The 12871-nt window shown below is 34.3% G+C and carries 12 protein-coding genes; 8 read left to right on the top strand and 4 right to left on the bottom strand.

The features are described from left to right. Positions 1–30: 30 nt before the first annotated feature. The gene (locus Q3Y49_RS08030) at positions 31–1422 is read right to left on the bottom strand and encodes a sigma-54-dependent transcriptional regulator (RefSeq protein ID WP_303271787.1); all 1392 of its coding nucleotides are present in this window, start codon (positions 1420–1422) and stop codon (positions 31–33) included. Positions 1423–1642: 220 nt separating this feature from the next. Here Q3Y49_RS08030 and Q3Y49_RS08025 point away from each other — a divergent pair, with 220 nt between their 5' ends. Then, on the top strand, positions 1643–2071 hold the full coding sequence (locus Q3Y49_RS08025) for an FKBP-type peptidyl-prolyl cis-trans isomerase (protein WP_303271786.1): 429 nt from the start codon (positions 1643–1645) through the stop codon (positions 2069–2071). A 64-nt stretch (positions 2072–2135) separates the two neighbouring features. Here Q3Y49_RS08025 and Q3Y49_RS08020 read toward each other — a convergent pair whose 3' ends face one another. Beyond that, a complete protein-coding gene (locus Q3Y49_RS08020; protein WP_303271785.1) occupies positions 2136–2930 on the bottom strand; it encodes an SDR family oxidoreductase in 795 nt (264 codons plus the stop codon). Positions 2931–3075: 145 nt separating this feature from the next. Between Q3Y49_RS08020 and Q3Y49_RS08015 the strand changes: the two genes are divergently transcribed. Then, positions 3076–4209 carry a DUF4221 family protein gene (locus tag Q3Y49_RS08015; RefSeq protein WP_303271784.1) on the top strand — a complete coding sequence of 378 codons (1134 nt, stop codon included), beginning with the start codon at positions 3076–3078 and terminating at the stop codon, positions 4207–4209. 25 nt (positions 4210–4234) lie between these two features. Here Q3Y49_RS08015 and Q3Y49_RS08010 read toward each other — a convergent pair whose 3' ends face one another. Together Q3Y49_RS08010 and Q3Y49_RS08005 are read right to left on the bottom strand one after the other, a co-directional pair. Then, entirely contained in the window at positions 4235–4603 is a 369-nt protein-coding gene (locus Q3Y49_RS08010) for a hypothetical protein (RefSeq protein WP_303271783.1), read from the bottom strand. 65 nt (positions 4604–4668) lie between these two features. Further along, complete coding sequence (locus Q3Y49_RS08005; protein ID WP_303271782.1) at positions 4669–5349, bottom strand: SPOR domain-containing protein; 681 nt, start codon at positions 5347–5349, stop codon at positions 4669–4671. A 100-nt stretch (positions 5350–5449) separates the two neighbouring features. Here Q3Y49_RS08005 and Q3Y49_RS08000 point away from each other — a divergent pair, with 100 nt between their 5' ends. From Q3Y49_RS08000 to Q3Y49_RS07975, 6 genes are all read left to right on the top strand, one after another. Next, the gene (locus Q3Y49_RS08000) at positions 5450–7513 is read left to right on the top strand and encodes a GAF domain-containing SpoIIE family protein phosphatase (protein ID WP_303271781.1); all 2064 of its coding nucleotides are present in this window, start codon (positions 5450–5452) and stop codon (positions 7511–7513) included. Between the two features lie 44 nt (positions 7514–7557). Beyond that, complete coding sequence (locus Q3Y49_RS07995) at positions 7558–7911, top strand: STAS domain-containing protein (RefSeq protein ID WP_303271780.1); 354 nt, start codon at positions 7558–7560, stop codon at positions 7909–7911. Next, positions 7895–8311, top strand: coding sequence for an ATP-binding protein (locus tag Q3Y49_RS07990; RefSeq protein WP_303271779.1), 417 nt, complete (start codon positions 7895–7897; stop codon positions 8309–8311). The genes Q3Y49_RS07995 and Q3Y49_RS07990 overlap by 17 nt, the downstream gene beginning before the upstream one ends. Positions 8312–8504: 193 nt before the next feature. Then, positions 8505–10652 (top strand): peptidylprolyl isomerase, encoded by a 2148-nt coding sequence (locus tag Q3Y49_RS07985; protein WP_303271778.1) that lies wholly within the window; start codon positions 8505–8507, stop codon positions 10650–10652. Then, positions 10642–11535, top strand: coding sequence for a peptidylprolyl isomerase (locus Q3Y49_RS07980; protein WP_303271777.1), 894 nt, complete (start codon positions 10642–10644; stop codon positions 11533–11535). The genes Q3Y49_RS07985 and Q3Y49_RS07980 overlap by 11 nt, the downstream gene beginning before the upstream one ends. Next, positions 11516–12868: a peptidylprolyl isomerase gene (locus tag Q3Y49_RS07975; RefSeq protein WP_303271776.1), complete on the top strand. Its 1353-nt coding sequence runs from the start codon at positions 11516–11518 to the stop codon at positions 12866–12868. Before Q3Y49_RS07980 ends, Q3Y49_RS07975 begins: the two co-directional genes overlap by 20 nt. Positions 12869–12871: the final 3 nt, after the last annotated feature.

The raw sequence follows: 12871 nt of genomic DNA, 5'->3' as shown, positions 1-12871 counted from the left end.
AGTCGTATTAAGAACTTTTTTAGAAGTGGATTATTGAAGGTCATATTTACTTAATCTTCTATACAAAGAAGCTCTAGTTAGCCCTAGCTCGTCAGCTGCTTTCGAAATATTACCTCCATGAATCTGTATTGCTTTTTGAATGGTTTGCCTCTCAACGTCTTCCAAATTAAAACTATCATCCATAGTTGAAGCTTGCAGAGAATTTGAACTCCCTCCTTTAGATAAAAAGAAGAAATCATCGGCTTCTAAGGTGGAATTATCGGCCATGATTAAGGAACGTTCTATGGCATGTTGCAATTCCCTGATATTACCGGGCCAATGATATTTTTGTAATAGCCTTAGTGCATTTTGGCTAATTTTCATATTCTCTTTTTTATATTTTTTAGCATAAATGCCAATAAAATGCTCAGCCAATAGTGGGATATCTTCAATTCTTTCTCGTAAAGCAGGTAAATGAATTTCTACTGTATTGATTCTGTAAAGTAAATCTTGTCGAAAATCACCTTCGTTAACTCTAGCATTAATATCCTCATTGGTTGCACAGATTAAGCGCGTATCAAATGGAATTGCTTCATTACTTCCCAAACGGGTCACCGTTCTATTTTGTAAGACATTCAAAAGCTTTGCTTGGAGCGGAGCGCTTAAATTCCCTATCTCATCCAGAAAAATAGTACCTTTATCAGCTATCTCAAATCTACCTGCCCGATCTATTTTAGCATCGGTAAAAGCTCCCTTTTTATGTCCAAATAGTTCACTTTCAAATAACGAATCGGTCAAAGCTCCCATGTCAACGCTTACAAAAGAGTTATCTTTCCTGCTCGACTTCTTATGCAAAGCACGCGCAATTAATTCCTTTCCAGTTCCGTTTTCACCCAAAATCAAAACATTGGCATCTGTAGCTGCCACTTTATCAATAATAGTGAAGACATTCTGTAAAGCCTTACTTTCCCCAATTATTGATTTAAAAGGAGCATCTATAGATTCTTCCAATTGTTGCTTTTCTTGTTCTAATCGACTTACTTGATTGTAGGAATTCTTCAATTGTGAAGCAGCATGGATAGTCGCCACCAATTTTTCATTTTGCCAAGGCTTTAACACAAAATCAGTAGCCCCTTTTTTCAAGGCATTTACCGCAGTTTCTACATCCCCAAAAGCGGTAATTAAAATCACAACTGCTTTTGGGTCCCGTTCTTTGATTTGTTCCAACCAATACATCCCTTCTTTTCCGCTTGTGGTATCTTGACTAAAATTCATGTCCAGCAAGATGACATCATAAGTAGCTTGATTCAATAAGAAAGGAATCTTGCGAGGATCTTTTTCAATGATCACTTCCTTTACGTGTTTTTTTAACAGCATTTTAGCTGCGAACAATACATCCTCATCATCATCGATAATTAGAACCTTATTTATTTCTTTTTCCATACTTTATTGCTTGTATTGATATTTGGATAAAAACAATGCCAAAGCCAAAATAAGGCTCAAGTGTTCACAATTTAATAAATCACAAATAAATACTGTTCATTTTCGTACGATAATGTTGCGAAAATGAACAATTTTAGGATTTAATGGAGAATATTTTTTCTTTGGGGAATGATAATGGTAGCTTTGCAGTTTACAAAAGCAAATTACAAAAGCAAAAATTATGTCAACAGCAAAAAAAGGCGACAAAGTAAAAGTTCACTACACAGGTAAATTAACTGACGGCACTGTTTTCGATAGTTCTTTGGAAAGAGAACCAATCGAATTTGAATTGGGTGCAGGACAGATGATTGCCGGTTTTGACAATGCGGTAGACGGAATGGCAGTTGGAGATAAGAAAACTGCAGATATCCCAAGCGCGGAAGCTTATGGTGACAAAAGAGATGATATGATGGTTCCGGTTCCTAAAGATAAAGTTCCGGAAGAAATAAAACCTGAGGTGGGCATGCAATTATCAATGCAACAGCCTGACGGTCAAGCTTTACCTGTTTTAGTAGCAGAAGTAAATGATGATCATATAGTTTTAGATGCTAATCACCCTTTAGCAGGAAAAGACTTAAATTTTGAAATTGAGTTAGTTGAAATAAGCTAATCAACATTTTTAATAATACTAATTGAAGGCCCGACTATTTCGGGCCTTTTTTCTGCTCTATAATTTACCTTACATTACTTTTCAAAATAATTTTGGCAAATATGTTAGGGAACAATCTTTTCACTAGAACGCCAAATCTCTCAGCACCTCCAATTACAGCCTCCAATTTATTCTTTTCTACTGCTCTGATAATTCTTTTTGCACAATCATGGGCTGACATTCCATTTTCTTGAGCAGTGTCCATTTCCCCTGTTGGTTTGCCATCCGAACCTAAAGCATTAACTGACACATCCGTTTTGATAAAGCCAGGACAGATCATGGTCACTTTGATATTTGACTCATGAAGTTCAGTTCTTAAAGAATCAAAAAATCCATGTAATGCATGTTTCGCTGCTGCGTACGATGAGCGCCAAGGCGAACCAAATTTCCCAACCAAGCTGCTGGTTACTACAAAATGACCTGATTTTTGATTAACCATATGGGGAGCAACTGCTTTCGTAAGAGCAATTGTACCGAAATAATCAATTTCCATTATTTGCCTATCAACGGTTAAATCAGTCTCTAAAGCCATTCCTCTTTGACTAATGCCCCCATTGTTAAACAAAATATCGATTCTTCCAAAATGATCCAAAACTTCGGCTACTTTGGAATCAAAAGATTTCATATCAGCTAAATCCAGAGGCAGAATCATGATATTTTCAGGCTTAGAAGATTTCGCTTTTACTTCGTCCAAAACTTCCTTGCGTCTTGCTGAAATTACAACTTTTGCTCCCTTTGCTATTAGTTCATAAACTATCGCCTCACCTATTCCTGAACTAGCACCAGTTACCCAGGCAATTTTATCTTTTACTTTTGTCATTTTTTTCAATCTTCAAACTATGAAGCGAATTTACATTTAATCAGCTTCAATCCTTTGGAAAAAGCAAAAGAAATTAAACTAACTTATTAGTATTTTGTAAAAATTATAATACCTTCATGCCACTTAAGCAAAATTTTACATTGAAATGAAGTATATCATCTATTCTCTTGCCTCAATTATCATCATTTCATTTTCCTCTTGTGACGGAAATTCAGGAGAAAATGACCAAAAATCCGAAATTACCATTTCAATCGATTCCGCATTGGTGGATGCCAAAGGAGAAATCATTGATACAAAATTTGGAATTTACTCATTTGGCTTTGATGACAATAAGGACTTTATGTATAAGTTCAACACCAATAATAGACATGGTTTAGAAATTATTGACATGAATAAATTGGAATTAGTTGACTTTATTCCGTTTGAAGTTGAAGGACCAAATGGCACTACTAACAGAGTGAATGATGTCTATTTTATTTCAGAAGATAAAATTGCTTTAGTGGTTTATCAAGCTATTTTAATATTTAACCGGAAAGGCGAATTACAGGAAAAATATATTATCAGGGATGAAGAATTTGAAGGAGATTCGATTCCTAAAGAGTTCAGCATGGAGGCAAGCGGATTATTTGTTCCAGAAGAAAATATATCTTTTAACTTGGTTAATGAGGGGTACGGCTACGTACGAGGTTTTTCAAAAATTGACTTGCGCAAAAAAATTCGAAAAGTAGTTTTCATTAATGACTTAAAAAAGCTTTCTGACTATCACATTTCACTTACAATCGATGGAAGAATGATGATGTTAAGGACATATTTGTATACCAATTTCCAAGACGATAAATATATTTTATCCCATGATATGGAAAATGAACTTTATTACTATGATTTAAAATCAGACAGCATAATCCATAAAAAATATACTAGTCAATTAAGTGCCAATAAAAACCAGATTTTTGGGAAAGATGTCGATTCAAGAGAAGAAATAGGTAAAATTATGACGGCACGGAATAAAGCTATTCGATTCAAGAAGCTCGTTTACGATAAAAATAGAAATCAGTATTACCGCTTTTCATCATTTTCAACTACTCCCGACCAAGAGGATGAAAATTGGAATATCATCTTGACCATTTTTGATGAAAACCTAAATCAAATCAATGAAATAGAAAATATTGATTTAGATGAAGTTCCAGAAACTTATTTTGTAAAAAATGGCAAAATCTACATTTACAAAAACATGGAAGATGAGATGGGATTTAAGATCTTATCCATAAATGAAGATTAAACATTCAAATTCAGGTAACGAAAAGCTATAGTTCTGCTAATTTTAAATGATCCGGCCCTATTTCCACAACAATATATTTTTTGATAAAATCACCTTCAAGATTTTCTATTTTTAGAATTGACGTTTCGACATCATAAAAATAGAGACCTTCCTGCATGTAATGCGCATCAACGGGACTAAGTACCAAATATTCACATTTGTTGTTCGAATAAAAACGGTAAGTATCCCGAAACCAAGAGGGCGTTAAACGATCATCCCCACACGGATAAAATACCTGAATAGTTTCACCCCTCTCGGCTAATGACCAACACTTTTGCAAACTTATATTTTCTTTATCACCACAGGCAGATAAAGTCAAAACTAGTATTAAGAAAATAATAGGTACATTTTTCATTTTGCAAAAGACACATGACCTGCTTGTTTGGTTGAAATGTATATGTGATTTTCCCCTATTAGTGGTCAATACCGGGTGACAAAAGCATCAGGAAAACGGTCAGTAATTTTCGCTTTTAGCTTATCCGCCCTTTTCCTATTACTATAATCACCTAAAATGATAGCATAAACTTTAGCTTCATTCAATTCTTTGACTTCAACATAAATTTTAGCCCGATAAGACTTCTCAACATTTTCCGAAAGCTTCAGCATATTATCAAAACCTTGAAAGCTTCCGATTTGAACGCCATATCCTGAAGGTTCTTTTCGTTTTACTTTCATTTCGAAATATGATTCTCTATCAATTTGCTGATCTATCTGAACTGGTCTGTTACTATTTGTTCTTCCATCTCCTGCATCCACTACTTCAATTTGGACTTCAGTCAATCCTTGATTGATAAATTTCAATTGCTCTGCGGCCGCTCTAGATAAATCTATCACCCTCCCCGAAACAAAAGGACCTCTGTCATTAATTCTTACTTCAACAAATTCTTGATTCTCCAGATTGGTGACTTTGACTATGGTTCCAAATGGTAATGTTTTATGAGCTGCAGTCAAATTTTTATGTTTGTACTTTTCACCACTGGCAGTCTGTTTTCCTTCAAATTTATCTGCATAGTATGAAGCTGTCCCTTTTTGGATTTGAGCCAAAACAGACCCAAGCGTAAATAAAAACAACGCAAAAATAAATATTAGCTTTTTGAGCATTTTGAATTCTTTTTTTGTGTGCATGAATTTAATGTTTGTAAAACTATTTTCACAATAATATTTAAACGCTTATTTTGCCAAAGTTTAGATAAATAAAAATTTGATTTCAGAAAAAGGACTCTTACGCCTCACAATACTATTTGCTGTGCTCTGCTGGCTCTCATTGGTGCTTGCAGATTTATTTTTGCTATTTGCTGAAATCAATGGAGCTAATGCAGGAATCACGGAAGAAATTCCCCAATTATTGCTGTCCCTTTACATTCTATTCTTTTATTTCTTTTTCAAAATTAGAATTCAAAAGGCTGAAAGTATCAATTTTATTGATTTACTGTGGCATGTTTTCTCAACGGGGCTAATTGTTTCTCTCGTACAACTATCTGTAAGTTTATTTTTCTATTTATTGAGTGACAGCAAACTACTACAAAATCCGCTGACCGTAAATTTCTTCTACCACATTAATTTAGGAGCAGTTATCGTATTTTTGGTATCTACCTTTATTGTTTGGAAAAGGCTAATACTGTACCAAAAAAACAAAAGATTATTAATTATCTGGCAGGTATTCGAATATTCATTATTGGCCTCTTTACTTTACAGCTTCTTCCAAACTGGTTCTCAGCAGTGGTTATTCAATGGCTTATTGGGCATATTTATCTTTTATGGATTAGTATTATCATTCAATCTGAAATGGATAGCCTATCTCAACTTTAAGCAAAAGTGGAGAAGTATTTTGCTACTGGGCTTAGTTATATTATACCTATATTATTTCATCAATAATCTTTTCGGTTTTTCGCAGGAGTTCAATTTAATTATGGACTTACTGGACAACATTTTCATTTTGGTCATTGCAGGATTCATATTTATTTATGCGCTGATCTCCATTTTGGTTATACTTTTCAATCTTCCTACATCCTCGGTCTTTGAACAAAAAATTAGTGAAGTTTTAAATTTTCAGCGTTTAAGCCAATCTATTCAAAAGGGAGATAATGAAAATCAGGTTTATGAAGTACTATTGGAAAGTAGTAATAATGCAGTTTTCTCTACTAGTGCGTGGTTGGAAATTCATGAAAATGACGAGACCGCAAGAATCCTAAAGTCGAATATAACAGACTTAAAAATTACTCAAGTCCGAAAAAGCATTCAAGACAGTGGGATTTTCGTCTATTTGAATAAGCAAAAAGCCAATAATTTCAAAAAGGACTTAAATCTTGCTAAGCTCACATCAAACCTAAATGATCCTGATTATGGTTCAGTCTTAGTAATGCCGTTAATAATACAAGATCGTCAAATCGGACTTTTAGTAGTTTTAAAAGACGTCTCTGATGGCTTTAATAAAGAAATGGTGAATATCATCAACTCCTTTGTTAACCAAGCTTGTATTTCCATAGAAAACTTTGAGCTATTAACTGAAGCTTTAAAAAATGAACGCTATAGAGAAGAATTAAAAATTGCTTCTAAAGTTCAAAAAAGTCTTTTACCGCATTCATTAATTTCAGATACAGAGTTCGAAATGCATGCGTTTTATGAATCTGCTGATGAAGTTGGTGGTGATTATTACGATTTCTTTAAAACGGCCGACCACAAAACCGCTGTCATCATTGGTGATGTATCAGGAAAAGGAACTTCCGCTTCATTTAATATGTCGCAAATGAAAGGAGTTTTTCATAGTCTGGTGCAATTCGATTTAGATTCTAAAACTTTTTTCAGCAGAGCAAACCACGCCTTAAGCCACTGTTTAGAAAAAACTTCTTTTATAACAGCTGCCTATTATACTATTGACTCTCATGAAAAGAGCATTACATTTTCAAGAGCAGGGCACTGTCCCGGATTGTTTTATAATAGTAAGGAAGCGCGAGCTGAGTATTTTCATAACAATGGCATGGGGCTCGGCATTGTTCGCAATGATAGTTTTGAAAAATTTATTGACATCACCAAAATACATTACAATAGTGGTGACATTCTTTTTTTATATACTGATGGAATAATTGAGGCGAAAAATACTGTAGGTGAGGAGTTCGGATATGACAGGCTTAGTGCCTATTTAGAACAAAATAGCGAGAAAAGTCCTAAGGAAATTCAGGATGGTTTGATTAATTATTTATATGATTTTATTGGAACAGAAAATCTTGATGATGATTATACTGCTTTAATAATTAGATTTTTATAACATGGCAGTCAACTTACTGAAAACAAGCACGTAATAAGATTTGTATGATAAACATAACGACAGAAATAGAGAGAGAAGACCACATTCTGAAAATAGAAGGAGATGTGGACGCCAGTTCAAGCATTCACTTAGATGAAGCTTTGACAGTTCTGGCGAATAATAGTGCAGTAAAGTTCATTTTAGTTGACGGAACAAATTTAAATTATATTTCATCAGCGGGTTTGGGAGTTTTTATGTCATATATAGATGATTTTAAAAACAAAAATATTAAAATGGTGATATATGGTTTAAGTGAAAAAGTTTTGAATGTATTCCAAATATTAGGCTTAGATCAACTAATGATTATAGTGACCGACAAGCAGACAGCGAAGAAGAAGTTACATGAAGTTCAATCTTAAAGTATATTGTGAAAAAACGCGCCTTAAAGATATTCGGGAATTCATAACCGAAAAGCTAAAGGCTTATGTACATGATGATCTGGAAATCAATCAAATGGTATTGGCTGTGGATGAAATCTGTGCCAACTTAATTATTCATTCCAATTATTGTAATGCCAATGAAGCCATAAATTTGGAAGTATTTGTCGAAAAAGATGGGGTCACTTTTGAGATTTCAGATGAAGGCGAAAAGTTCGATATTAAAAAATACAAAGAACCCTCCATACAAGAAGTGGTCCAAACAAAGAAAAAAGGTGGAATCGGCTTAATGCTGGTTAGGCGAATTATGGATAAAGTGGAATTCAAAAATGAAGAAGAAAAGAACACTTGTATATTACACAAAAGATTTAAATCGCAGTAAATTTAAATGATTACCCTTTGTCGTTAGTATTTTTCAATACATCCATATCAGTAAAATTCAACCCCCCGCCTTACCTGCTGATAATCAGTATTTTAAATATTTTCTTAAATATAATTATCCCATAGCCTGTATTTATTATTTTACTGTCTGAATCGATTTGCATAAATTGCCATTCAAAATTCACTTAAGCCAAATGAGGAACATTAAAGGACTAATAATCCCAATTCTTTTTATATTCATCAGTTCTTGTAAAACAACCCAAAAAACTTCCAAATCTGACGTTGGAAAGCCCTTATTCACTGTAGATTCATTAGCCATCTTTCCCGATGAATTCACCTACGCTTATGAAAAAAGTAATAGAAATAAAGGTGAAGTGGAGCCTATTGAGGAATATCTTGATTTGTACATTAACTTTAAATTGAAAGTCACTGAAGCCAAAGCAGAAGGGCTAGATACAACTGAGGCCTACATAAATGAACTCAATGGTTACTTAGAAGAAATCAAAAAGCCTTATCTAACTACTGAAAAGGTAAACAAGGAATTAGTAAAAGAAGCATACACAAGGTTACAACAAGAAATCAATGCAAGCCACATTCTGATTATGGTGGATAAAGAAGCTAGTTCAGAGGACACAGCAAAAGCCTATCAGAAAATTAGCGAAATAAAAGAAAAATATGAAGCAGGAGAAAGTTTCGAGGCTTTAGCACGGAAGTACTCAGAAGACCCATCTGCTCAAAGTAATAATGGCCTTTTGGGTTGGTTTACTGCCTTCCAGATGGTATATCCCTTTGAATCTGCAGCTTTTGAAACGGCTGCTGGAGAACTATCTCCTATTATACGGACTCAATTTGGCTATCATATCGTCAAGGTAAACGATAAAAGGGAAACATTGGGTCGGATCAAAATTGCCCATATTATGAAACGATTTCCCCCTCAGGCTACAAAAGAGGATTCCGTAAATATAGAAAAGGAAATAAAAAAGTTACACAGGGAGTTGCAATCTGGTGGTAACTGGTTTAGCCTTGCAACAAAAGAGTCGGAAGATCTAAATACTAAAGATAAGGGAGGAAGCCTACCTTGGTTTGGAGCTGGAAATTTACCCGCATCTTTAGAAACAGTCGCTTTTGAACTGGAAGAAAAAGGAGATGTTTCACTTCCCGTAAAAAGTCCTTACGGATGGCATATTCTGAAATTAGAAGACAAGAGAGGCGTTGGGAGTTTGGAAAGTATGCACGAGAGCCTAAGCAGAAGAGTCCAACGTGACCAAAGATCAGATTTGAAAGAAGTTGAAGTTATTAAAAAATTGAAGCAAGAAAATAATTTTACTACAAATCCTGAAGCTTACAATTTATTGAAGGAAAAGGAAGATTTGAGGACAGAAAATTTCAAAAAGAAAGAATTAGAAACGAGACTTTTTTCGATATCAGGAAAAAAGTATTCCGTGAATGACTTCTTAGACAGCTTTGATTCATCTAAAGATCTGAAATCCGAACTAGAGCAATATGAAAAGTCCTCCGTTATTCAATACGAAGAAGATAATCTGGAAACTAAATATCCTGAATATCGACTGTTACGACAGGAATATAAAGACGGTTTATTGCTCTTTGAAATTATGAACCAGAAAATATGGAGTAAAATTGGACAAGACAGTTTAGCCCTGAAAACGTTTTATGAAAAAAATAAAGAGCTATACAAAAGCAATGAGATTGTTAAAGTTGCCAAAATTGTGTTTTCAGATACCTCCGCAATAAAGCCATTTAAAAACCCAATAAATGGGTCTTATTTTCCGTTAACACAGAAGTTGGAATATAGGATGAAGATGAATTTGAAAGATCAACTAGAGCAGGCGGACAGCGTTGACTATAAATATTATATAAGCTTACAAATACCTGAAAATTTAGGGGAAAGCGATTCTTTACAGCTATTTGAAGATTTAAATCAGACATTTGGCAATATGGAAGTGGTGAAACTTACCTATTCCGATGAAAATAAAATATATTTGCAGTTGCTTTCAGAAGCTAACGAGCTTTTGGCAGGGAACAATAAAAGTGTTGAAACAGCATCAATTGAAATAATTGATGTTAAGCAAGACTCAAAATGGAAAAATAAAACGCAAGGGGATTATATCAAGACTGTGACTCAGGAAGGGATGATAGAATTAAATTATGCTGTCGAGAGCATCCCTCCAAAGCAAAAATCTTTTGAGGAAGCTCGTGCGGAAGTAATGGAAGATTATCAAAAGCATCTTGAGGATGAGTGGATCAGGCAACTCAAAGAAAAATATGAGGTCTCCGTAAATGAGAGCGTCTTAAATAAAATAAAATCAGAAATTGAAAAATAATTTATCAATCATACTGTCACTTGGCTTCACTCTTTGCTTCATGGGTTGTGATTACATCAACCTAAAAAATTTCGAATCAGAAGAGGAAGGCAAAGAGGAAATCCAAGTTCCAGTGGCAAAAGTTGGGAACTCTACTCTTTATCAAAAAGATTTAAACGGAATCGTTGGAAATGAAATCAGCCCAAAAGACAGCGCCAATTTGGTGAACAGATATGTCAATTCATGGATTAAAAAGCAATTGCTCATATCAGAAGCTGCCGAAAAAATTAATTTCGATCAAGCTTCCATCGAGAGGAAAGTTTTAGATTACCGCTATGCGCTGATGGTTCATGAGTATAAAAAATATTATGTGGGAAATAATCTGGACACCCTTGTTAGCCAAGAGGAAATAGAGACGTATTACAATGATAATAAAGATAATTTTGAGCTAAAACAAAATATTATAAGAGGCTATTTTATAACGGTCACCAAAGACGCTCCTAAAATAAACCAACTCAAAATGTTAATTAATTCCGATAAGTCTGAAGACTTCAAGGAATTAAAATCATACTGTTTTAGATTTGCCGAAACCTACTTTTTAGAAGACTCCGTTTGGATAAATTTTGATGAGGCAATCAGAAACACTCCATTTGTAAGTGTAACCAATAAAGTTGACTTTTTGAAATCCAATAGATTTGTAGAAGATTCAAATGATGAGAATTTATACTTTTTACGAATAAAAGAATACAAAATATCCGATCAGATTTCACCATTGGAATTTGTACGAAATGATATTAAGCAAATTATTTTAAATAAAAGAAAGGTGGCTTTGGCCAACCAATTAGAAGAGGAAGTTTTTGAAAAAGCGAAGAGTTCAAACAAATATGAAATTTACAATCAGTAAAAATAAATCCATAGCACTTTTATTGGCATTTTTAGTTTTGCCATTATTATCTAAATCTCAATCCGAGGGAGAAGTGGTAGATAAAATTATAGCTAAAGTTGATAATTATATTATCCTAGAATCGGATTTATCCCTTGCCTATAAAGACTTCTTATCAAGGGGTGGCATGACTAGAAGCCCAGAAGCCAGGTGTGAGGTTTTGGAAAACCTTGTCATTAATAAATTAATGTTAGCCAAAGCTGAAATAGATTCTGTTACCGTATCAGAGGCACAAGTAGATGCACAAGTTCAAAACCGAATGAAAATGATGGTGCAGCAAATAGGTTCTGAAGAAAAGATAGAAGAGTATTATGGCAAAACACTAGAAGAATTTCAGGTGGAGATCAGAGGCGATGTAAGAGAGCAAATGATAATTGGCGAAATGCAACGTACTATTACTTCCGACATTGAAGTAACCCCAAGACAGGTGAAAACCTTCTTTGACAATATCCCAAGAGATAGCCTCCCTTTTTATTCAACACAAGTGCAAGTTGGACAGATAGTAAAAAAGCCTACCATGAGCAAAGAAGCTAAAGACAATATTAGAGCTAGGCTGAATGGATTGCGTGATAGGATTCTTGAAGGGGAGAATTTTGATGATATTGCAAGACTATACTCACAGGAACCAGGCGCAAAACAATCTGGTGGTAACATTGGTTTTTTTGAACGAGGGCAATTAGCACCTGAGTATGAAGCTACTGCCTTAAGGCTAAAGCCAGGGGAAATTTCAAAACCAGTTGAAACAGATTTTGGATTTCATATTATTGAGTTATTAGCAAGAAGGGGAAATGAGTTTAATACTCGTCATATTCTGATCTTACCAAAATTCACTAAGAATGATATGGACAGAACAATAAATTTCTTAGATAGTATTAGGACATTAATAATCAAAGATAGCATTACATTTGAAGCAGCTGCAGCTGAACATTCCGATGACATGAATACCTCTTCAAATGGAGGATATTTTATGGAAGGTGAAGCGGGAGGTACCAAAATTTCTGTAGATGAATTGGATCCTAATGTGTTCTTCACTATTGATACAATGGAGGTCGGAAGCATTACAAAACCAATTGAGTTCAGGCAGCAAGACCGGTCTGAAGCAGTAAGAATACTATACTATAAAGATAGAATAAGACCTCATAGAGCTGATATTAGAATTGATTATCAAAAAATTAAACAAGCTGCATTAAATAAAAAAAGAAGTGAAAAATTGGCAAAGTGGTTTGAGGAATCAAAAAGTGATGTATTCATTGTTTTGGACGATCATTACAAAGACTGCCAAATTCTTAACTAATCA

This window comes from Marivirga harenae (assembly GCF_030534335.1).
Taxonomy (GTDB): domain Bacteria; phylum Bacteroidota; class Bacteroidia; order Cytophagales; family Cyclobacteriaceae; genus Marivirga; species Marivirga harenae.
The sequence above is the reverse complement of the archived record's forward strand: the minus strand, read 5'-3'. Positions and strand labels throughout refer to the sequence as shown.

Coding starts and splice junctions, on each gene's coding strand:
- Q3Y49_RS08030 (WP_303271787.1), bottom strand. CDS start 1,422: ATGGAAAAAGAAATAAATAAGGTTCTAATTATCGATGATGATGAGGAT.
- Q3Y49_RS08025 (WP_303271786.1), top strand. CDS start 1,643: ATGTCAACAGCAAAAAAAGGCGACAAAGTAAAAGTTCACTACACAGGT.
- Q3Y49_RS08020 (WP_303271785.1), bottom strand. CDS start 2,930: ATGACAAAAGTAAAAGATAAAATTGCCTGGGTAACTGGTGCTAGTTCA.
- Q3Y49_RS08015 (WP_303271784.1), top strand. CDS start 3,076: ATGAAGTATATCATCTATTCTCTTGCCTCAATTATCATCATTTCATTT.
- Q3Y49_RS08010 (WP_303271783.1), bottom strand. CDS start 4,603: ATGAAAAATGTACCTATTATTTTCTTAATACTAGTTTTGACTTTATCT.
- Q3Y49_RS08005 (WP_303271782.1), bottom strand. CDS start 5,349: ATGCTCAAAAAGCTAATATTTATTTTTGCGTTGTTTTTATTTACGCTT.
- Q3Y49_RS07995 (WP_303271780.1), top strand. CDS start 7,558: ATGATAAACATAACGACAGAAATAGAGAGAGAAGACCACATTCTGAAA.
- Q3Y49_RS07990 (WP_303271779.1), top strand. CDS start 7,895: ATGAAGTTCAATCTTAAAGTATATTGTGAAAAAACGCGCCTTAAAGAT.
- Q3Y49_RS07985 (WP_303271778.1), top strand. CDS start 8,505: ATGAGGAACATTAAAGGACTAATAATCCCAATTCTTTTTATATTCATC.
- Q3Y49_RS07975 (WP_303271776.1), top strand. CDS start 11,516: ATGAAATTTACAATCAGTAAAAATAAATCCATAGCACTTTTATTGGCA.